We start from the raw sequence: 19,037 nt of genomic DNA, 5'->3' as shown, positions 1-19,037 counted from the left end.
ATTTATGTACAATATTCTTAAGTTTTACATGAGATATTGACTATGCCAAACCTGGATGTTTTATATACCAAGTATGTAAGTAACGAGAATGCTAACTCTGTCTCCCGCACCATATTAGTTGTGGATGGTATGCCTTTCTATCGTTCATCCGGTACTAATTCAGGCTCCATATTGGCAGGAACTTTTCTTCCGTTTTTAGGCATTGAAAGCTTTGGTCAAACCAGCGGCTGGTTTCGTAAACCTGGATCTATGGACGAATTGTCAGATCTATCAGAACCGCTACGCGAAGTAATTGAGGAGTATTCGCTACTGCCAGCAGAACACATTGATTCACTGTTGATTCGCTTTGCCAGCCTGAAATGCCTGCTCATTTCTTCCTTACTCGATGATTCCATGCAACGAGAAGAAAATCCCCCATCCTCTTTTTTATCCACTAGCCTTGCCAAAACACCGACAGGGTCATTCTGGCGCAGAGAGTATGGTAGCGAGTTTAAAGAATTTTTAAAGAGTAAGTTTCCCTCTTTTTATCAAGATCGCGAATACAACCTGCATTTCAATAATCAAATCATTGATATCCGTGGAACTGCTAAATACTCGTTCCGACAACGTACTTTAATGGGACAAGCCAATGCTTTTCTTGAAAAAATAATACAAAAGCCGTTGGTACTGGGTTTTGACGGGCGCATGTTTAGGGAGAATCTGAGCTTGCAAGATATTGTTATCAGACCATCTACTGACAGTTATTTATATTGTTCACCACCCACATCCAGGACAAAAATTCCACTGGTAAAAAAAGCCAAAAAATCAATGGATGGATGGCTGGTTGCAAGCAACAATGAGGTTACAAGCTCTGTAGTTGAAGAGCCGCTCTTATTCAACGAGCCAGTGAAATACACCGAATTTATTTGGCCAGATGATTTGCAAGCCTTGAATATTACTGAAGAAGGGCGAATTGCAACCGAACAGTATATAAGAATCCGATATGACATAATTTTTGGTTCATTGTTTTCTGAACACAAAAATCTGATGGAAAATGGGTGTTGTACGCACTTCCTGGGAGATATTAATGATGAAATTATCGACCCAATTTCGCAAGAGCCCGTTGTGAACAGATTAAATGTTAAATTTTTACATAATGGACAGATTATAGTCTACCCAAGCGCAGCGGATATGATTTATAAAAATTCAGAACAATCTCTTGAGATATTCAAGGTTTATAATATTACAACCGGGAAATGGATGGTCCTAAAAACCACTTCTCCAAACCAATTATATTCTGACTTATTACATTTATCAGGAAAAGACGGCATTAGTGAGCTATGTGATTATGCGAGCGTGACCTGGATCACGAACTTCTTCAATGGTTGGTCTAACCTGCCAATCAGAACAGAGCGTCGTATTGTTCTGTCCATGGTTGAAAAATATTATCCACAAACATTTGCTGAAAGGTTAATGGATGCTAATAAGGATCTGACCATTGATCAAAAAGCAAGATACATGTTGACGTTATTGCGCGGTTTAAACGCTATCCATGCACGTTCTGGCACGACCACGAACACTGGCTTTGTTACCATGCCCTTTTTTCATGGTGATATCAAAATATCAAATATCATGTTTGACCCTGACTCCGACCAGCCAAGGATTATTGACTTTGACCGCTTTGGTGAATGGGACAAGCTCACCTGGACTAACGGCTGGAGCGCACCTGAATGCAGTAAATTTAAACATCTCCTGAATTCTCCCTCTTGCAACAAAGAAGATATTTTGCAATTTAACGCTGAATACGGCCAAGCTATGGATTTATGGAATATGGGAATGGTTTTTGCCATGATTCTGACCAGAGCAATCACCAATCCCTGTTATACATCCAATAACTTTTATCCGCCTTTTTCTTTTTTGCATAATCGACTTAATACTGCAAATGAAATCGGTCGTTACCATTTTGATATGATAGTACTGACTCAGAAAGAAATTGATTCGGAAATTGAACAGTTGTTACGACAATTACCGGATAGCCAGGAAGGAAGGATTTTATTTGGCTTATGGTCTGTAGTTATCTCCATGCTCAAGATAGATCCCCAAAAACGAGAATCAGCAGCAAACCTTGTGCGGATCATGGAACTCGGTATCCTCAACGAATTTACAAATGATTGTGAGACAGTTCAAGAAGCCTCATCCGAACCTTCCTGTTCTTTCCAAATTTAAAGTAGACGAGTTGTTTGCTGCTAAACCCTGTTATTGTCTGCGCTTATGTATTAAGCGCAACAAAAGCTGTTTGAGAAATTTCTTCTATTCGTGTTATCTGTTTAAAATTCCACCTTAATATTGTGTTAATTTTTATTATCTATAATCGAATTTACTGTATGTGATTGGATTTTGAAATGATGAAAATTAAACAAGACAAAATAGCCCTTCCTGGTGGAATAGAATCGCTAATGCAAGTATCTGACGATAATCCGATTGCCACTATATCTGGAGATGACGTACAAACAAACGAAGCTATGATTAGAGCGTACATTAAGACATGCCGGCAGCATCTAGAGGCTCTCAAGGCAGAGCTTTATAAAGTACTTGATGCCGGATACTCTACTGCAGAACTGTATAGAACAGATCCTGCGTCAACAGCGGACTTCAGCGTAAAGCCCTCTGCTTTTCTGGAAAAAGCATACACAGTCCAGGCTTATGATGAGAAGGGGGCCGGTATTGAAAACCGAGATCAACCTCATATAAAAGCAGGTACTGATTTTTCGAGTTATTGTGAACAGAATAGAGATACTCTTAGTAATGACTTATTGCTTTCAAATGATGCAAGTAAAATAATAGGCTCAATTAATTCAGCTATAAGCCAGTTAAATAAAGTTGAAGCCAGTCTGACAAAAGCGGTGAAAAATCAAGATGAGTATGAAATAGCTGGCGGTTCAATACCAGTGTTAAAAGGTTGCATCGAAACCGTTCTAGATCAAGCAGCTGAGTCGAAACTGGTAAAAATTGTACCAAATCAAAATTTTATTCAAAAATTGTTATCTCTACTATCAGATATTGTATCCAAAATTGGAAGTTTTTTCTTAAATCTTGGTAAATCAGAAGAGGAACAGAACTTAGCGAAATTTACCTTTTTCAAAGATAAGTATCAGACCGCTTCAAGAATACCTTCAGTCGGTTCGACGCAAGACGCTGAATTAAGTGACACTGAAGAGCTGGATGATGTTAAAGAAAACTCGCCCACATAAGGCTTTCCCATATAAGTAGTTTTGATTTGAACACAGATGGTAAATTGATGCACGAAGCTGCTCCTTTCTCCCTTTTTAAGGGAGAAGGGTTGGGGATGAGGGTTTCATACCAGTGACATAAGGCTTTCCCATATAAGTAGTTTTGATTTGAACACAGATGGTAATTTGATGCACGAAGCTGCTCCCTTCTCCCTTTTTAAGGGAGAAGGGTTGGGGATGAGGGTTTCTTACCAATTGACAAGGATACGGTACAAGGCAACTTCCCTGTGGTTTTTGATACAAGATTTCATCTTGATTTGAGTACAGATTTTTCAATTTGACTTCGTACCAATACCTATTTAACGATAACAGCATTTAACAATGTATGCCCGGAACATAGGTATCACAAATGAGCATCTCAAATTCCGAAATTTAGGTTTTACCTCATAGGAACAGTTGCATAGACCTGAGAATATAACTGTGCAATTGTTGTTGAATTGTTTGCAATCACCCTGCAACGAGTCAACGATATAGAGCCTTGAGTTGTGAACTTGTTGCTGATTTTTTAATCTGATATAGTGCTTCAGTCTCAATTAAATGGATTTGATAATGAAATTATTTCACAGTGTATTGCTGCTTGGTGCAGTAATGCCGTTGTTTGCTCAGAACATGGATTCTGTTCCAAATCGGCAGATTGCAGTTGTTAAGGGAACACATTCAATAACCCGACATTATACTCATTCGGAACAGTCTTTGTCAGGGGAAAGAACAATAAACTATCCAACCCAGGTAGTAAGGATTACAGGAGCAATTGAAACCCCAAACACTACATGTGAGGACGTTTTCAGAGAAATTGAACATCTTTATATTGATTATCTGTCCGATTCTCGAATGTATTATTTGAACAGTTACACCTTCTGCAGATTTGATCCTAAAACAGAATTGGCTAATCAATTTATTATTTCCAGCTATTTTGATCCAGCTAACGATAAAGCGGTAAGTGAGTTAACTGAATGGCTTGAGACGATGAAAGGTGCTGAAATCTATGGATATCCCTTTACAGTTGAAAGTGCCAAGGAGCTGATCGTTTCTCTAAAAATTTCATCAGGATTTAAAGAGGGAATCAGCGACCCTAACTTACTGGTGTACCGAACCGATACGAGCAATCTTCTTTTTGCCAATAATTATCAAATGAAAAAAGAATTGATAGACGATATCCGGCAGCGATTTTACAGTTACGAACCTAAAATAATTTTATCATTTCTTGAGCATTGGTTTTTTCCAGGATTGGGTGGTATTTATCAGCACGTATTAGCATCTTCAAATTATGTACTGTTAGAACCACATCGTATTTTTGTTATGAAACAAGAGCCACAATTGTTCACTCCAATGTTCAATATTGATTTTGCTCATCAATGTTTTGAATCAAAAACAAAATTCTGTCTGTAGCCAGTCTGCTTGATATTTGTTTTCCGAACTGGGTGGGCCTCGGCATTAGAGCCCAGTTCTGATTGGCACTTTATTTTAGCACCAGGTTCCTTGTTATTTATACTTTATCGAACATACACGCTACTTTCTATAGCTACAAATTGACTTTCACGGTAAAATCACCTCTTTATTTTTGAGAGACACTTATGTTGGAAGTGAATCAAATCAGTCTTAGTTTGTCAGATCTCGATAAGCGAATTGAATCGCTTAGGGGGTATCTTTGACTATGAAGCTAAAAGCGAACGTCTGGAAGAAGTAATACGCGAATTAGAATCGCCTACAGTTTGGGATAATCCTGAACAGGCGCAGGCATTAGGTCGAGAGAAGACCCAATTGGAATCCGTAGTCCATTCCTTATCTGAGTTAGGCCAATCTGTAATTGATTTAACCGAGTTATTTGAACTTGCAAGAGAAGAGAATGACGAGCAAACCATCAATGAGATAGGCGAAGAGGTTAATGGAATAGAGAAACAGGTGGCTGGATTAGAGTTCAGAAGAATGTTCTCTGGCAAAATGGATAATTCCAATGCTTATCTTGATATTCAATCGGGTTCTGGAGGAACCGAAGCTCAGGATTGGGCCGAAATGCTATTGAGGATGTTTTTGCGCTGGGGCGAGCAGCATGGTTTTGTAACTGAGTTAATCGAATGTTCTCCTGGTGAAGTTGCCGGTATAAAAAGTGCCACCATTTACTTTAAAGGTGAGTATGCTTTTGGCTGGTTAAGAACGGAAACAGGGGTTCACCGATTGGTTCGTAAATCTCCTTTTGATTCAGGAAACAGACGACACACTTCCTTTGCCGCTGTATTTGTTTCTCCAGAAATTGATGATGATATTGATATTGAAATTAATCCAGCAGATTTACGCATTGATACTTATCGTGCTTCCGGAGCTGGTGGTCAGCACGTTAACCGTACTGACTCTGCGGTGCGTATTACCCATATGCCCTCTGGTATTGTTGTACAATGTCAGAATGACCGAAGTCAGCATAAGAATAAAGATCAGGCGTTCAAGCAGTTGCGAGCAAAATTGTATGAGCTGGAAATGCAGAAAAAAAATGCTGAGCAACAGGCCTTGGAGGCGAGCAAGTCGGATATTGGATGGGGATCCCAGATACGATCTTATGTATTGGATCAATCAAGGGTAAAAGATTTACGCACTGGTGTTGAAACAAGTAATACGCAAGCCGTATTGGATGGAGCACTGGATCAATTTATTGAAGCAAGTTTAAAAGCAGGAGTAGGGCAGCATGACCGATGAACATTTAGATGAAAGTGAAGTTTATCATATTCGTAAACAAAAATTAGCCGAGTTAAGAACAAGTGGTTTTGATTTTCCAAATCAATTTCGCAGAGAGCATCTTGCTGCAGATCTGAATGCAGAATTTAGTGAGTACGATAAAGAAACATTGGCTCAAAAACAAATTAAAGCAGCCGTTGCTGGTCGAATTGTACTGAGACGTATTATGGGGAAAGCCAGCTTTTTTCATATTCAGGATGTTTCCGGCAGGATTCAAATATACATCAGAGCCAATGACCTTCCAGAAGTTTATGAACAATTCAAACATTGGGATCTTGGCGATATCGTTGGGGTCAAAGGGGAGTTGTTTATAACCAATACGGGTGAACTCACTTTAAATGCTGAACATGTAGAACTGTTGACCAAATCATTGCGGCCTTTACCGGATAAATTCCACGGTTTAGCTGATCAAGAACTTAAATATCGTAAACGTTATGTTGATTTAATTGCCAATGAAGAAAGTAGAAAGACCTTTTTAATTCGTTCGCGATTAATTCAGGCATTCAGACGTTTTATGGATAATAATCAGTATCTGGAAGTTGAAACGCCCATGATGCATCCAATCCCTGGCGGGGCAGTGGCTCGTCCATTCGTTACTCATCATAATAGCCTGGATATGACCATGTATTTGAGGATTGCTCCTGAGTTGTATCTAAAACGATTGGTTGTAGGTGGCTTCGAACGAGTATATGAGATAAATCGCAATTTCCGTAACGAAGGTATATCAACCCGGCATAATCCCGAATTTACTATGATTGAGTTCTATCAGGCTTATGCGGATTATAAGGATCTGATGAATCTTACAGAAGAGTTATTGCACTATTTATGTGATGAAGTGATTGGAACTCGCCAGGTTGAGTATCAGGGGCATCTCATTGATTTTAATCAGCCTTTTGCCCGTATGTCTGTTAAGGAAGCAATCCTGAAATATCACCCAGAGATTCAAGCTGCCCAATTGGAGAGTATCGAGGGGTGCAGAGCCATTCTGAAGCAACTTAACTTGCCTTATAAGGACACTGATGGCTTGGGTAAATTGCAAATGATTGTGTTTGAAGAAACCGTTGAACACCAATTATTTCAACCTACATTCATTACTTCCTATCCCACTGAAATTTCACCATTGGCCCGACGGAGTAATGCGGATCCCGAAGTCACTGATCGATTTGAATTTTTTATAGCAGGACGCGAAATTGCCAATGGCTTTTCCGAGTTAAATGACGCAGAAGATCAGGCTGAACGTTTTAGAAAGCAGGTTGAAGAAAAAGATGCCGGTGATTTGGAAGCGATGCATTTTGACAGCGATTACATTGAGGCTCTGGAATACGGTTTGCCTCCTACGGCAGGAGAGGGCATAGGGGTTGATCGTTTGGTGATGTTATTTACCAATTCTCAATCCATACGAGATGTTATTTTATTCCCGCATTTAAGACAGTAACTTTGGGTGATTTATGGCTTTAGGTATCATTCAAAAAGCAGTAGCCTATATAAAGGAAGTGCAGGATATAGGGTTGTTTGGTGTTATGGCAGATTCGCGTTTGTTCGCAGCATTCAGTGGATCTCCATTTTTCTATGTGATGCTTCCATTCATCGCTGTGTTATTGACTTTATCCGCTGCAATCAGTGGATATCAATTAGCTTATGCTGAAAATAAAAATTTCGATAAGTGGTTTGCATTCATTGCCTCTGGAGTTTGTGCTGTTCTTGCCAGTGTTTCTCTTTACGGTGCGGTTATTGCTTCTGCTTTAAAGGTTACTTTTGCTGCAGGACCCTGGTTCTTTTTGAGCAGCGCTGTTTTGGCCGGATTGCATCAGGGCATTATGCTGGGTATTAACATCTACAGAGCATGTATGTCTTTAACGGGTTCTGCGCAACGAATGCATTTCATCCAGGCTGCGTTGAGTAATGCATTTATTTTGGGATTATTAACTGCAATTTCCGGTGCGATCACCTTTGTTATGCTGACCCCCGTTGCGCCTATGCTGGGTACTGTCTGTGCAGCGACAGCAGCTTTTTTAACCGGGTTAAATTTGCTCTGGCGGATGATTCCCTATAATTGGAAGTATTCCATAAAGGATTTTTTTCATATAAACAAACCTATAGTGATCAATTTTGGCAATCTGGAAGCTTTGTTTATCAAAACGGAAATTCCTGAGCTTGGCGCTACCATTTCCATTTCAAGTCATCGATTATTTAGTCCAATCGATTACTGTAGTGTGCTTCAATCAATGGAACCATTCCAAGCGAATCAGTATCTAAAAGATATAATTAACAGGAAAATTGAACAGCTTCATTCCAGTTCAATACCTGACAGTGAAAAGAACAGCCAAAAAGAAAATGTATTAATCCATCTTTCGACACAGTTGGACAGCAAAGAGCTTATTTCCAAAGAGGATTTGTTAAAGACTTATCCATTGGCTTTCCAGAGTTTCTGGGCTGAAAAAGGTGAAGTGGAGCAGATTTATGATGCTGTCATGCTCTTACAGGGAAGAAATGAACCTGTTGTCCATGATGATGTTGTGCATCAGTCTGAATTGACGCAAGCTTGTATTTAACGGACAGCATTAAATTAAGAACCGGGTTTATGTTGTTCTTGTACCCGGTTCTTAAGACATTCAGGAGATCAGATTATTAACGATGCCCATGTACATGGCCGCCGCCACTATGACTGTGTCCGCCATCGTGTCCATGATGATGTGAGCCTCCTGAATGATTGCCATGATGGACTGTTCCTTCACCAAAAATACCGCCACCACCGTGTCCATGATGATGGTGATGATGTCCCCCTCCAGGTGTAAAAATTACTGATGGGGTAAACATAGAGCTACCAAAAAATCCACTATTTCTATAGCCGGAAGATCCCCCTACAACGTAGGTGCTATTGTTTGAAAATAATAAAGGCAATACACAAATCGATGCAATAATCAGGACCGCTATTCCCATAATAGGAATAATGGGGGCAACACTAAAAGCAGTCGCAGTCGCTCCAACAGCCATACCTGTAGCAGCAGTTTTGGCAGAAAATGACAGAGCCATTGCTGTGATCGCTCCAGCGGCAATTAGCGCTGCGCCTACTCCAGCCATGCACTTTAGAAGGAAGCTATAGTTAGTGTCATCATCTTTTTTATTTTTTAGATTGGGTTTTGTATCCATATTTACCTCAAGTTTTGTATCAAGTTAGTAAAGTAATTGAATGCATTTATTTTTTATTTTTTTTCATGTTACTAATGTGCCGTGGGGATTGTACCGGATTAACGATAAAAGTCATCACTATTTTAACAAAATTTTGATTTATAGATTTAAAATTGTTCATCTCGATGTCCATTAAGAGTGCTATATTTTAGAAATTATTTTAGAGCTGTTAATTAGTTTGATACGCAAATGTTATAAAAGTGTAAATTTCTGTTAAAAGAACCTGCTATAATAAATTTGTATGATATTGTCAAAAACATAGAAATTATTCAGATTGAGCAATTAACTGATTCGATTGAACAGATATGGGTGCGAATATGTCAAGTAATGAAGATAAAATTAAGAAGAATTTCCAGGAAGAACGACTGAGACAAGAGGCTTTGAGTAGAGAAATGGAACAGCTTCGTCTTCAAGAAGAACGGCGTAAAGCAGCTTTAGCGGCGGAAGATGAACCTTCACCAAAACCACAACCTGAAGAAATAAAGCTTCGTTTCAATCTTGTGCCTACAGGTGGAGAATCAGAAGATTGGAAGAAGATTCTTCAAGATTTTAAGAAAAAGTATCCTGATGCGGTCATTGAAAATAATGTATTAATTTTTCCTACCAAAGATGATGCCATTGCATTTTTTACTGCTCAAGCCAACCAGGAGCCACCCCGTAAGTTTCTTGTAGCTGAGATTGATAGTGCTGGAAAACCGACTGGTTTTCATGTATTTTCATGCGGTAATGGTACACTTTATCAAGGCAATTTGAACGAAATTGAAGAGCAATTAAAACAGGATCAACAGAATAATCCTGAAGATCCTAACTTGAAAGAGGGTTTGGCAACTATTGCACGGCTTTTAAACCCATCCAAAGGTTTTAAAGAATCTTTGATACAGGCTAAAGAGCCTGAAGCAAACAATTTGCAAGACGAACACCGGGCAGAACATAATTCTTTATTGTCACAGAGATCTAAATCGTGATTTAAAGTTAGATCGCCGAATGATTGGAATAGGACTCTGGACTATCTATCATGCGGTTTCTTGAGATGTCGGTTTTCTTAACCACCCTGTATTTACTTTTAGGATGGTTCCCCGCTCTTCCAATTAGCTTTAAGTATTTCTTGACGAAATGCTAAATTGATAATTCCCAATGTTATCGAAATCTCGCTAAAATGTCCTTCTCCCTAAGGGAGAAGGTGCCAACGGCGGATGAGGGGATCACACATCATTCATTAACTACTTATAGATAACATCCATTACGAAATTAAATTGTTGCCCTACTTCATTATTCCAAAACCTTAAAATTTCATAGCCTGAATTATTAAGACAGTTAGTCCTTCTATTATCGTATTCATTTTGGCTGCACTCATTCTGCTGACCACCATCTATCTCAATAATTAATTTTTTTTTCGATACAAACGAAATCTACAATATAGCTACCAATAGGGCATTGTCTTCTGAATTTAAATCCTTGAACTCGTTGTGCTCCAGGTGAGTTCCATATTTTAATTTCCATGCAGGTGCTGTTTTTGCGTAGGCTTTTTGCATTATCAATTAATCCCATGCATTGAATTCATATTTGGTTAGACTAAGTATTTTAAAAGATAATTTTATCCTTTTAAGAACCCTTCATCCGCCGTTGGCACCTTCTCCCTGAGGGAGAAGGACATTTTAGTGAGATTTCGATAACATTTGAAATTAAAGGTTTAGCATTTCGTCAAGAAATACTTAAGGCTAATTGAAAGTCCCCGCGGTCGCGGGGATTAACTAAAAAGTGAGGAATGTTCAGGTAAACTCTGCGGTAGTTGAGTGTTTAATAGCTATTGAACTCGTGAATTGCCAACAGACCCTAAACATCAATCGGTTGTTAATCATCTTCCCAGCTTAGAGTTCCACCAGCCTGATATTCAATGACGCGCGTTTCAAAGAAATTTTTCTCTTTCTTCAAGTCCATCATCTCACTCATCCATGGAAACGGATTTTCAGCACCAGGGTATTGATCAGCCAAACCAATCTGATTTAAACGTCGGTTTGCTATGAAATGCAGATATTCTTCAAACATTTCTGCATTCATTCCCAAGATTCCATGAGGCATGGTGTCTTTTGCGTATTGATATTCCATCTCTACAGCTTCTCTGACGAGCTGGATGATTTCTTCTTTAAACTCAGGTGTCCATAAATGAGGATTTTCAATTTTAATTTGGTTAATCACATCAATACCAAAATTCATATGCATGGATTCATCACGTAGAATATATTGGAATTGTTCTGAAGTGCCTACCATTTTATTTCGACGGCCCATAGATAAAATCTGAGTGAAGCCTACGTAGAAGAAAATACCCTCAAAAATAACGTAAAAAGCAATCAAGTCACGTAATAGGCGTTGATCGTTCTCAACAGTTCCAGTGTGGAAGGATTCATCACCTAAACTTTGAGTGAACGGTAGGGCCCAGGCTGCTTTAGTAGCGACTGATGGAATTTCCCGATACATGTTAAATACTTCAGCTTCATCAAGCCCCAGGCTTTCAATGACGTATTGATAAGCATGAGTATGAAGCGCCTCTTCAAATGCCTGACGTAACAGGTATTGACGGCATTCTGGGTTAGTAATGTGTTTATACACAGCAAGAACCAGATTGTTGGCGACTAAAGAATCAGCTGTTGAGAAAAACCCTAAATTACGTTTGATTATTAAACGCTCATCTTCAGTTAGACCATTGGGATCTTTCCAAAGGGCCACGTCAGCACTCATGCTGATTTCATTAGGCATCCAATGATTTGCACAGGCAGTCAGGTATTTATCCCAAGCCCAGCGGTATTTAAAAGGTACCAATTGGTTTAGATCAGCACGGCAATTGATAATTTGTTTGTCATCAACATGAATACGTGCAGCGCCCATTTCTAAAGACTCAAGTCCTGTCGCACCCAAAATTTGAGAAGCGACAGCTTGCTGATTATTATTATATTGCATTAAATTTCTCCTGATTATTGGCACGCTTCACAGTCGGGATCAAGAATGGAACATACTTTAGGTTCTTCATTGATCAGCTTCACTGCGTTTAGCGCTCCATCGGTAACTGTTGATTTTTCAGCGTTACTTGCACCTAAACTGCGTAAATAATAAGTGGTTTTTAATCCACGTATCCAAGCGTGCATATAGAGTTGATCCAGTTTCTTGCCGGAGGGCTGTGCCATATAGATATTAAGGGATTGAGCCTGATCTATCCATTTTTGGCGACGCGATGCGGCCTCAACTAACCACATTGGATCAATTTCAAAAGATGTGGCGTACCGTTTTTTCAACTCTTCAGGGATCCGGCTAATTGGCTGTACACTGCCATTGAAGTATTTCAGATCATTGACCATGACTTCATCCCAAAGATTCAGTGCTTTAAGATCAGCAACCAGATAAGGATTCACCACGGTAAACTCACCTGACAGATTGGATTTCACATACAGGTTTTGATATGTGGGTTCAATCGATTGTGACACGCCGCAAATATTGGAAATAGTTGCTGTCGGTGCAATAGCCATCACATTGGAATTACGCATACCTTGAGTACGAACTTTAACTCTTAATGTTTCCCAATCCAGTCTTTGCGAGCGATCCTGTTCCAAATACTTGTTACGAGCTTGTTGCAGCAAGTTTATTGAGTCAATTGGTAATATACCTTTACTCCATAAAGAGCCTTCATAAGTAGAGTAATTGCCTCGTTCATTGGCCAGATCACAGGATGCTTCAATAGCATAGTAACTGATTAGCTCCATAGATGAGTCAGCAAATTCGACTGCTTCTTTGGAGGTATAATCAATTTTCAGTTCGTATAATGCATCCTGAAAGCCCATGATGCCTAAACCTATAGGCCTGTGCTTCAAGTTGGAATTACGAGCCTGCGGTACAGAGTAGTAGTTAATATCAATAACGTTATCCAGCATACGGATGGCGGTAGTGATGGTTTTTTTCAATTTCTCTTTATCCAGAGCACCGTTTTTAATGTGAGCAGGAATATTCACGCTGCCCAGATTACATACTGCTATTTCTTCTTCTGAAGTATTTAACGTAATCTCTGTGCACAAGTTGGAACTATGAATCACTCCAGCATGTTGTTGTGGCGAGCGAAGATTACATGGGTCTTTGAACGTCATCCATGGGTGACCTGTTTCAAACAGCATGGACAGCATTTTTCTCCATAATTTAACAGCAGAGAGTGTTTTAGCATTTCTGATGATGCCTTGACGCGCTTTTTCTTCACATTCAACATACAGGGTTTCAAACGCTTTGCCGTATTGATCATGTAAATCAGGTACTTCGTCTGGAGAAAACAAAGTCCAGTCACCTTCTTCACGCACTCGTTTCATGAACAGATCAGGAATCCATAATGCAGTATTCATATCGTGAGTACGACGTCGGTCATCCCCTGTATTTTTTCTTAATTCAAGAAATTCTTCAACGTCTCTATGCCAGCATTCCAGATAAGCACATACAGCACCTTTACGTTTACCGCCCTGGTTTACAGCGACAGCTGTAGCGTCAGCAACATTTAGAAACGGAACTACGCCTTGTGATTTACCATTGGTCCCTTTGATATGTGATCCCATGGCACGCACTGGGGTCCAGTCGTTGCCTAGCCCACCAGCAAATTTGGAAAGCAGAGCATTATCTTTTATTGCGCTGTAGATGCCATCCAGATGATCAGGAACAGTTGTTAAGTAGCAACTGGATAATTGAGGTCTTACTGTACCTGAGTTAAATAGAGTAGGAGTAGAGGACATGTAGTCAAATGAAGAAAGCAATTGATAGAATTCAATGGCTTTGGCTTCCTTATCTTTTTCACGAATGGCAAGACCCATGGCTACTCTCATGAAAAATGCCTGAGGTAACTCATAACGGACGCCACGATCATGGATAAAATAGCGATCATACAAAGTTTGCAGACTTAAGTAGGTAAACTGCATGTCACGTTCAGGCAGCAAGGCTTTGCTGAGTTTATCCAAATCATAATCGGCCATTTTGGCATCAAGCATGCCTTGAGCAATCCCGTGCGCTATGTAGGCTTTGAAGTACTCAGGGTAGAGCTTGCTCATTTCATCAAAAGTGGCGTCAGATTTAATGTTTAACTTGGACAGTGCTTCCATACGCAGACTGTCCAGCAGCAGACGAGCACTGACGTAGGTATAATTAGGTTCTTTTTCAACAAGAGTTCGCGCGGACATAATCAATGATTTATGAACGTCTTCAAATTTTGCCTGATTGTACAGGTTACGCAGCGCGTATTTAATTACAGGTTCAGCTTTTACATGTTCCAGATCGCGAATGGATTCGTTAACTATAGTATTTACCCTGTCCATATCCAATGGCTTTAATTCGCCATTGGGCATAGTGATCATCAATTGTTTGCTGTCAGTGGGTTGTTGTTTTACTTCACTTTGACGTGCCTTACGATGTTCTTCACGGTACAGAACATAGGAACGAGCCACTTTATAATGACCGCTACGCATGAGAGCGAGTTCAACCTGATCCTGAATGTCTTCAATATGTATTGCGCCACCGCTAGGTAAACGACGCTTGAATACTTGAGATATTTGGCGCGTTAGCTCTTCAATCTGTTGATGAATTCTATCAGATGTCGGCGCAGTTCCGCCTTCGTCTGCAATAAATGCCTTGGTAATGGCAATTTTGATTTTAGTGTCATCATAGTTTACTACTTTGCCATTACGTTTAATTGTTTTAAGTAAACCTGGGGCATTAGCAGTCAATTCCAGTTGACTTGTTTGCGGCACATCTTTTACCGGCTCAATAATTTCGGACATTTTTCCTCCACGAAACATGTATTTGTCAACAGTTGATAAGGCGTAATTTACTGTTACTTTAAGTATAGTAGAAAACCCAACATATAGGGTGTCTTTGGGGTACTGATAACAAGATAGTGTGTTTTTTCCGGATGGTCAAGAGAATAATATGGGTATATTTTGTGGATAACTTGTGGGTTAAAATTTATAAACTGAGAGAATAAGCGAATATGTGTTTATTTTCATAAGGTTTTCAATTTACAGGTTTTTATATTTTTTTTACGATAATTGCATCACTTACATGAGAAAAACCATGGACGTTAAGCTGGAACGAGCCAATATGGGCATACAGTTGGCTAGAACTTCCTCCATCAAGATTGATGGCATCGACACAGGAAAGTGGCGGCGCTTTTAATAATTGTGCGAGTTGGTAGGTAGACATGGCTGCATTGGTAGTTACGAGGATGATTACTTTACCGTCTTTAGTGATACCTAAAGCGGAACGGTCCGCAACTCCGGCTTTGAGGCTGGGGATTTTTCCGCGAATTAATAATCTGGGACCACTTTGGATAGCAAAATCAATGGGTTGATCAGGGTTGAAGTGAGCGACATTGGTGATATGGGGTACCTTGTTTTTTGTATAAAAAATTCCCCACCAACTGATTCGCTTTAACGGATTTTCCATTTTTTTATTATTGATTCTAAGCCCAAGCGGCTTAAATTCATGATCAAAAAAGCCGCCATTGATGCTTAAAAGCGCTTTACTGTGTTGGGCAAATTGATCGGCAGATGCGTTTTTAAGGGATAGTGATTTGGCATTGACCAGGGCCAATTTATTTTTATTTAGATCAATGCGAAAAACATGAACGTGTGACCAGGGAGCTAATAAGCCACCCTCAAGATCCTGGTATTCAATTCCTGGAGATAACTCTTGCCATCGATCTGCGGAACAGGAATTGACCGGCAGAGTGACACACAGAATCAAAAAAAGAGTTCGTAATAAATAAGTTATGTTTGCAGGATAAAGATTGGTTTGCGAAGACATGTTATTGTATCCTTATGTACATCATTCAACACCACGGAATCTCATATGCAAATTAAACCGCAACATAACAATAGTGAAGCACATAAGTCAACTACAGAATTAACACAATTGATGAATCAAGTCCTGGAAATCGCCAAACAAAAGGGCGCTACTGATGCTGCGGTTGCCGTTAACAATGACAGAGGATTTTCTGTAGACGTTCGTATGGGCGAAGTGGAGACAGTTGCTTTTAGTGAAGATAAAGGTGTTGGATTAACGGTGTATATAGGTCAGAAAAAAGGTGGCGCAAGCAGCACGGATACATCGCCTGAAGCACTTGAGTCAATGGTACAGGCCGCATGTGATATTGCCAGAGTGAGTTCTTCAGATCCTTGCTTTGGACTCGCTGACAGGGAGTTGATGACAAAGCAACATCCTGATCTTGATTTATACCATCCTTGGGACGTTACACCACAACAGGCAATAGATATTGCTCTAAAATGTGAGCAGCATGCCTTATCTCTCGATAAGCGAATAGTTAATTCGGATGGCGTAAGCGTGTCTTCTTATGAGTCGCATCATGCTTTTGCAAATACTCATGGTGGGGAAGGTTATATCCACAGTACTCGACACAGCATCAGTTGCTCTGTGATTGCAAAAGATGGCGAGGAAATGCAACGAGATTATGATTACACAACAGTGCGTAATGCAAAGGATTTGGTGAATACTGATTTGATTGCGCAAAATGCCGTTGAGCGTGCCTTGAGTCGATTAGGATCGCGGCAGATTGAAACACAAATGACGCCAGTCATTTTTTCATCCAGAGTGTCAAGCGGATTGATTTCCAGTTTTGTCAGCGCAATCAGTGGTTCTAATTTGTATCGAAAAAACTCATTTTTGCTTGATTCCGTTGGTCAACAGATTTTTCCCCAATTTATTCGCATTTACGAACAACCACATTTAAAGGGTGCTCTGGGAAGCTCTCCTTTTGATGGTGAAGGTGTTCCAACGCGGCCTAACATTCTGGTTGAAAAGGGACGTGTAATCCAATACGTTCTTGGTAGTTATTCAGCACGGAGGATGGGGTTAAAAACAACTGCCAATAGTGATGGAGTGCATAATCTGACGGTAGATTCGACAGCAGGTGGATTGTCTGACTTATTGAAATCAATGAATAAAGGTTTATTAGTGACCGAATTAATGGGGCAGGGAGTTAATGGTATAACCGGTGACTACTCACGAGGTGCGAGCGGCTATTGGGTTGAGAATGGTGAAATACAGTTCCCGGTTGATGAAGTGACCATCGCTGGAAATTTAAAAGAAATGTTTCATTCCATTCGCGCTGTGGGTAACGACATCAATCCGAATATTCCAACCCGATGCGGCTCTATATGGATAGAGAACATGATGGTGGCCGGAAAATAAAGAGGGTTGGGGCCTGTTCTTTTATCCCGAATGCAGTGATGGATGATTAATAAAGTCGAACTGAACCGATGATCTTGCCGCATTCGGGATGATATTTCATTCGTCGTTCTTCTGAGAGGCGTGCAGGTTCTTCTTCAAGAGGCGCGGTACTATTGTTCCCCAACATACCGCTGCTTATATGCTGTACTTGGGGTAGTGACCCATTTATTGGTTTGGTAGATAATGATTTATAAACCCATGATCATGCTGCGCTGAGGCAGAATGCATCATTGGTTCGTGTCATGAATTTAGAGTAATCTGTTCGAGTGCCTCTACCATTAGCGCAGGAACTACCTACGCCAAGTGACTATATAAGAAATGAATTTCAGATGAATTTAATTCGATTAGTGAATTAAATTAATTTTTATCACGGAATATGATACGGCCTTTGGATAGATCGTAAGGAGTTAATTCTACCTTCACTTTATCTCCTGTCAGGATTCTGATGTAATTTTTACGCATACGACCTGAAATGTGGGCGGTTACTACGTGTCCATTTTCTAATTCTACACGAAACATAGTGTTAGGTAGGGTATCTATAACGGTGCCAGCCATTTCAATATGATCTTCTTTTGCCATAGGTCTCTCAGTGATGTTACAAGTTCATAAAGGTGAAATAGTGCACTAATTTGAGAAAAATGGCAATCCAAGCGTGATATTCATTTAAATTATTAGCGAATTTTACCGGTTTTTGAATGGATTTATCCCTGACATTGCACTTTTCCTGAAAAAAACGCTGTATTCCAATTCTGGAATCCGATCAGCAAGCAATCTTCTACTTAGGTTAAGTCGCAGAATGTAACCAGGCTACTTAACTGTTTGCAAGCAAACAGGTTGTCTCTTGAACACATCTTTGCAGAAGGCCAACGGATTTGATCGCGGAGCAAGGATGACTGTGCTAAAACACTGGATCAACTATGTCTTACTATCAGGTGGCTGCCGTTGTATAAATATAGGCCGAAATCCCGCGGAGAAGACCGCGGGATTTCGCTTGAACTGTGAGTACATGCTGCATTTCGAATTTCCGCGGATGTGACCGCGGAATCCAGAGATTAGAACTTTATTGCGTTCATGTGTCATTTCACCATCTCCTGGAGACCGCGCACAAGTCGTGGTACGTAGTCTGCGGAGATGAATTGTAAACACGTAATTAAATACATCAGATTCACAGAATTATTGATTTCAAGATTTATTTTTGAATGGGATAACCTGCCTCCACCCAGCTTCGTAATCCTCCATTGAGTGAATAGATTTTGGTATACCCCATTTTTTGTAAGGAATCAGCCACTAAAGCACAACGAAATCCACCACTGCAATACACTACTATGGGTTGATGCAGATCAGGGAGCTTTTGTTCAATATCACGCTCAATGACTCCCTTGCTTAAATGTATGGAAGTTGGGATGTATCCATCAGATAATTCATGTTCTTCCCGGGTATCAATCACAATAATCTGTTCTTTGTTATCAAGCATTTTTTTTAGATTTTGCGGGCTTATTTCCTGTATTCGTTTTTTAGCATCTTCTACTAATTTCAGGAACCCAGGGGAATGTTGTTTCATGATCAATGCTCCTTATTGTATATCGGTTA

General features: G+C 39.9%; 16 protein-coding genes. 8 read left to right on the top strand and 8 right to left on the bottom strand.

Translation table 11 applies throughout. From position 1 onward, the window contains the following. The first annotated feature begins 42 nt into the window (after nucleotides 1-42). The 6 genes from G543_RS0101720 to G543_RS16840 all read left to right on the top strand — a co-directional run bounded on the left by G543_RS0101720 (nucleotide 43) and on the right by G543_RS16840 (nucleotide 8,548). Nucleotides 43-2,205 (top strand): protein kinase domain-containing protein, encoded by a 2,163-nt coding sequence (locus tag G543_RS0101720; protein ID WP_028382993.1) that lies wholly within the window; start codon nucleotides 43-45, stop codon nucleotides 2,203-2,205. Nucleotides 2,206-2,381: 176 nt separating this feature from the next. Further along, nucleotides 2,382-3,230, top strand: coding sequence for a hypothetical protein (locus tag G543_RS0101715; protein ID WP_028382992.1), 849 nt, complete (start codon nucleotides 2,382-2,384; stop codon nucleotides 3,228-3,230). A 588-nt stretch (nucleotides 3,231-3,818) separates the two neighbouring features. Continuing rightward, a complete protein-coding gene (locus tag G543_RS0101710; RefSeq protein WP_028382991.1) occupies nucleotides 3,819-4,658 on the top strand; it encodes an Lpg0189 family type II secretion system effector in 840 nt (279 codons plus the stop codon). 185 nt (nucleotides 4,659-4,843) lie between these two features. Beyond that, a protein-coding gene (gene prfB / locus G543_RS16845; RefSeq protein WP_115343499.1) for a peptide chain release factor 2 occupies nucleotides 4,844-5,957 on the top strand; the annotation gives its coding sequence in 2 pieces (ribosomal slippage) (nucleotides 4,844-4,918 and nucleotides 4,920-5,957; 1,113 coding nt in all). After that, nucleotides 5,947-7,431 (top strand): lysine--tRNA ligase, encoded by a 1,485-nt coding sequence (gene lysS, locus G543_RS0101700; RefSeq protein ID WP_028382990.1) that lies wholly within the window; start codon nucleotides 5,947-5,949, stop codon nucleotides 7,429-7,431. The genes prfB and lysS overlap by 11 nt, the downstream gene beginning before the upstream one ends. Before the next feature lie 13 nt (nucleotides 7,432-7,444). Continuing rightward, nucleotides 7,445-8,548 (top strand): hypothetical protein, encoded by a 1,104-nt coding sequence (locus G543_RS16840; RefSeq protein ID WP_051190547.1) that lies wholly within the window; start codon nucleotides 7,445-7,447, stop codon nucleotides 8,546-8,548. A gap of 76 nt (nucleotides 8,549-8,624) precedes the next feature. Here G543_RS16840 and G543_RS0101690 read toward each other — a convergent pair whose 3' ends face one another. Then, a complete protein-coding gene (locus tag G543_RS0101690) occupies nucleotides 8,625-9,146 on the bottom strand; it encodes a hypothetical protein (protein WP_028382989.1) in 522 nt (173 codons plus the stop codon). 356 nt (nucleotides 9,147-9,502) lie between these two features. Between G543_RS0101690 and G543_RS0101685 the strand changes: the two genes are divergently transcribed. Continuing rightward, a complete protein-coding gene (locus G543_RS0101685; RefSeq protein ID WP_133141316.1) occupies nucleotides 9,503-10,150 on the top strand; it encodes a hypothetical protein in 648 nt (215 codons plus the stop codon). Nucleotides 10,151-10,405: 255 nt separating this feature from the next. Here G543_RS0101685 and G543_RS19380 read toward each other — a convergent pair whose 3' ends face one another. From G543_RS19380 to G543_RS0101665, 5 genes are all read right to left on the bottom strand, one after another. Further along, entirely contained in the window at nucleotides 10,406-10,558 is a 153-nt protein-coding gene (locus G543_RS19380) for a DUF559 domain-containing protein (protein WP_238584763.1), read from the bottom strand. Between the two features lies 1 nt (nucleotide 10,559). Beyond that, nucleotides 10,560-10,685, bottom strand: coding sequence for a DUF559 domain-containing protein (locus G543_RS19375; RefSeq protein WP_244918528.1), 126 nt, complete (start codon nucleotides 10,683-10,685; stop codon nucleotides 10,560-10,562). 351 nt (nucleotides 10,686-11,036) lie between these two features. Beyond that, nucleotides 11,037-12,140 carry a ribonucleotide-diphosphate reductase subunit beta gene (locus G543_RS0101675; protein WP_028382987.1) on the bottom strand — a complete coding sequence of 368 codons (1,104 nt, stop codon included), beginning with the start codon at nucleotides 12,138-12,140 and terminating at the stop codon, nucleotides 11,037-11,039. Between the two features lie 14 nt (nucleotides 12,141-12,154). Next, the gene (locus G543_RS0101670; RefSeq protein WP_028382986.1) at nucleotides 12,155-14,980 is read right to left on the bottom strand and encodes a ribonucleoside-diphosphate reductase subunit alpha; all 2,826 of its coding nucleotides are present in this window, start codon (nucleotides 14,978-14,980) and stop codon (nucleotides 12,155-12,157) included. Between the two features lie 247 nt (nucleotides 14,981-15,227). Beyond that, nucleotides 15,228-16,004, bottom strand: coding sequence for a phosphodiester glycosidase family protein (locus G543_RS0101665; RefSeq protein WP_028382985.1), 777 nt, complete (start codon nucleotides 16,002-16,004; stop codon nucleotides 15,228-15,230). Nucleotides 16,005-16,049: 45 nt separating this feature from the next. Here G543_RS0101665 and pmbA point away from each other — a divergent pair, with 45 nt between their 5' ends. Then, entirely contained in the window at nucleotides 16,050-17,408 is a 1,359-nt protein-coding gene (gene pmbA, locus G543_RS0101660) for a metalloprotease PmbA (protein WP_028382984.1), read from the top strand. 396 nt (nucleotides 17,409-17,804) lie between these two features. Here the strand turns inward: pmbA and infA are convergent, their stop codons facing one another. Then, on the bottom strand, nucleotides 17,805-18,026 hold the full coding sequence (infA, locus tag G543_RS0101655) for a translation initiation factor IF-1 (RefSeq protein ID WP_006872751.1): 222 nt from the start codon (nucleotides 18,024-18,026) through the stop codon (nucleotides 17,805-17,807). A gap of 610 nt (nucleotides 18,027-18,636) precedes the next feature. Continuing rightward, nucleotides 18,637-19,008: a rhodanese-like domain-containing protein gene (locus G543_RS0101650; protein WP_028382983.1), complete on the bottom strand. Its 372-nt coding sequence runs from the start codon at nucleotides 19,006-19,008 to the stop codon at nucleotides 18,637-18,639. Between the last annotated feature and the right edge of the window lie 29 nt (nucleotides 19,009-19,037).

This window comes from Legionella moravica DSM 19234 (assembly GCF_000423305.1).
Lineage (GTDB): Bacteria > Pseudomonadota > Gammaproteobacteria > Legionellales > Legionellaceae > Legionella > Legionella moravica.
This window is presented reverse-complemented; position numbering and strand designations above follow the sequence as displayed.

Coding starts and splice junctions, on each gene's coding strand:
- G543_RS0101720 (WP_028382993.1), top strand. CDS start 43: ATGCCAAACCTGGATGTTTTATATACCAAGTATGTAAGTAACGAGAAT.
- G543_RS0101715 (WP_028382992.1), top strand. CDS start 2,382: ATGATGAAAATTAAACAAGACAAAATAGCCCTTCCTGGTGGAATAGAA.
- G543_RS0101710 (WP_028382991.1), top strand. CDS start 3,819: ATGAAATTATTTCACAGTGTATTGCTGCTTGGTGCAGTAATGCCGTTG.
- lysS (WP_028382990.1), top strand. CDS start 5,947: ATGACCGATGAACATTTAGATGAAAGTGAAGTTTATCATATTCGTAAA.
- G543_RS16840 (WP_051190547.1), top strand. CDS start 7,445: ATGGCTTTAGGTATCATTCAAAAAGCAGTAGCCTATATAAAGGAAGTG.
- G543_RS0101690 (WP_028382989.1), bottom strand. CDS start 9,146: ATGGATACAAAACCCAATCTAAAAAATAAAAAAGATGATGACACTAAC.
- G543_RS0101685 (WP_133141316.1), top strand. CDS start 9,503: ATGTCAAGTAATGAAGATAAAATTAAGAAGAATTTCCAGGAAGAACGA.
- G543_RS19375 (WP_244918528.1), bottom strand. CDS start 10,685: ATGGAAATTAAAATATGGAACTCACCTGGAGCACAACGAGTTCAAGGA.
- G543_RS0101675 (WP_028382987.1), bottom strand. CDS start 12,140: ATGCAATATAATAATAATCAGCAAGCTGTCGCTTCTCAAATTTTGGGT.
- G543_RS0101670 (WP_028382986.1), bottom strand. CDS start 14,980: ATGTCCGAAATTATTGAGCCGGTAAAAGATGTGCCGCAAACAAGTCAA.
- G543_RS0101665 (WP_028382985.1), bottom strand. CDS start 16,004: ATGTCTTCGCAAACCAATCTTTATCCTGCAAACATAACTTATTTATTA.
- pmbA (WP_028382984.1), top strand. CDS start 16,050: ATGCAAATTAAACCGCAACATAACAATAGTGAAGCACATAAGTCAACT.
- infA (WP_006872751.1), bottom strand. CDS start 18,026: ATGGCAAAAGAAGATCATATTGAAATGGCTGGCACCGTTATAGATACC.
- G543_RS0101650 (WP_028382983.1), bottom strand. CDS start 19,008: ATGAAACAACATTCCCCTGGGTTCCTGAAATTAGTAGAAGATGCTAAA.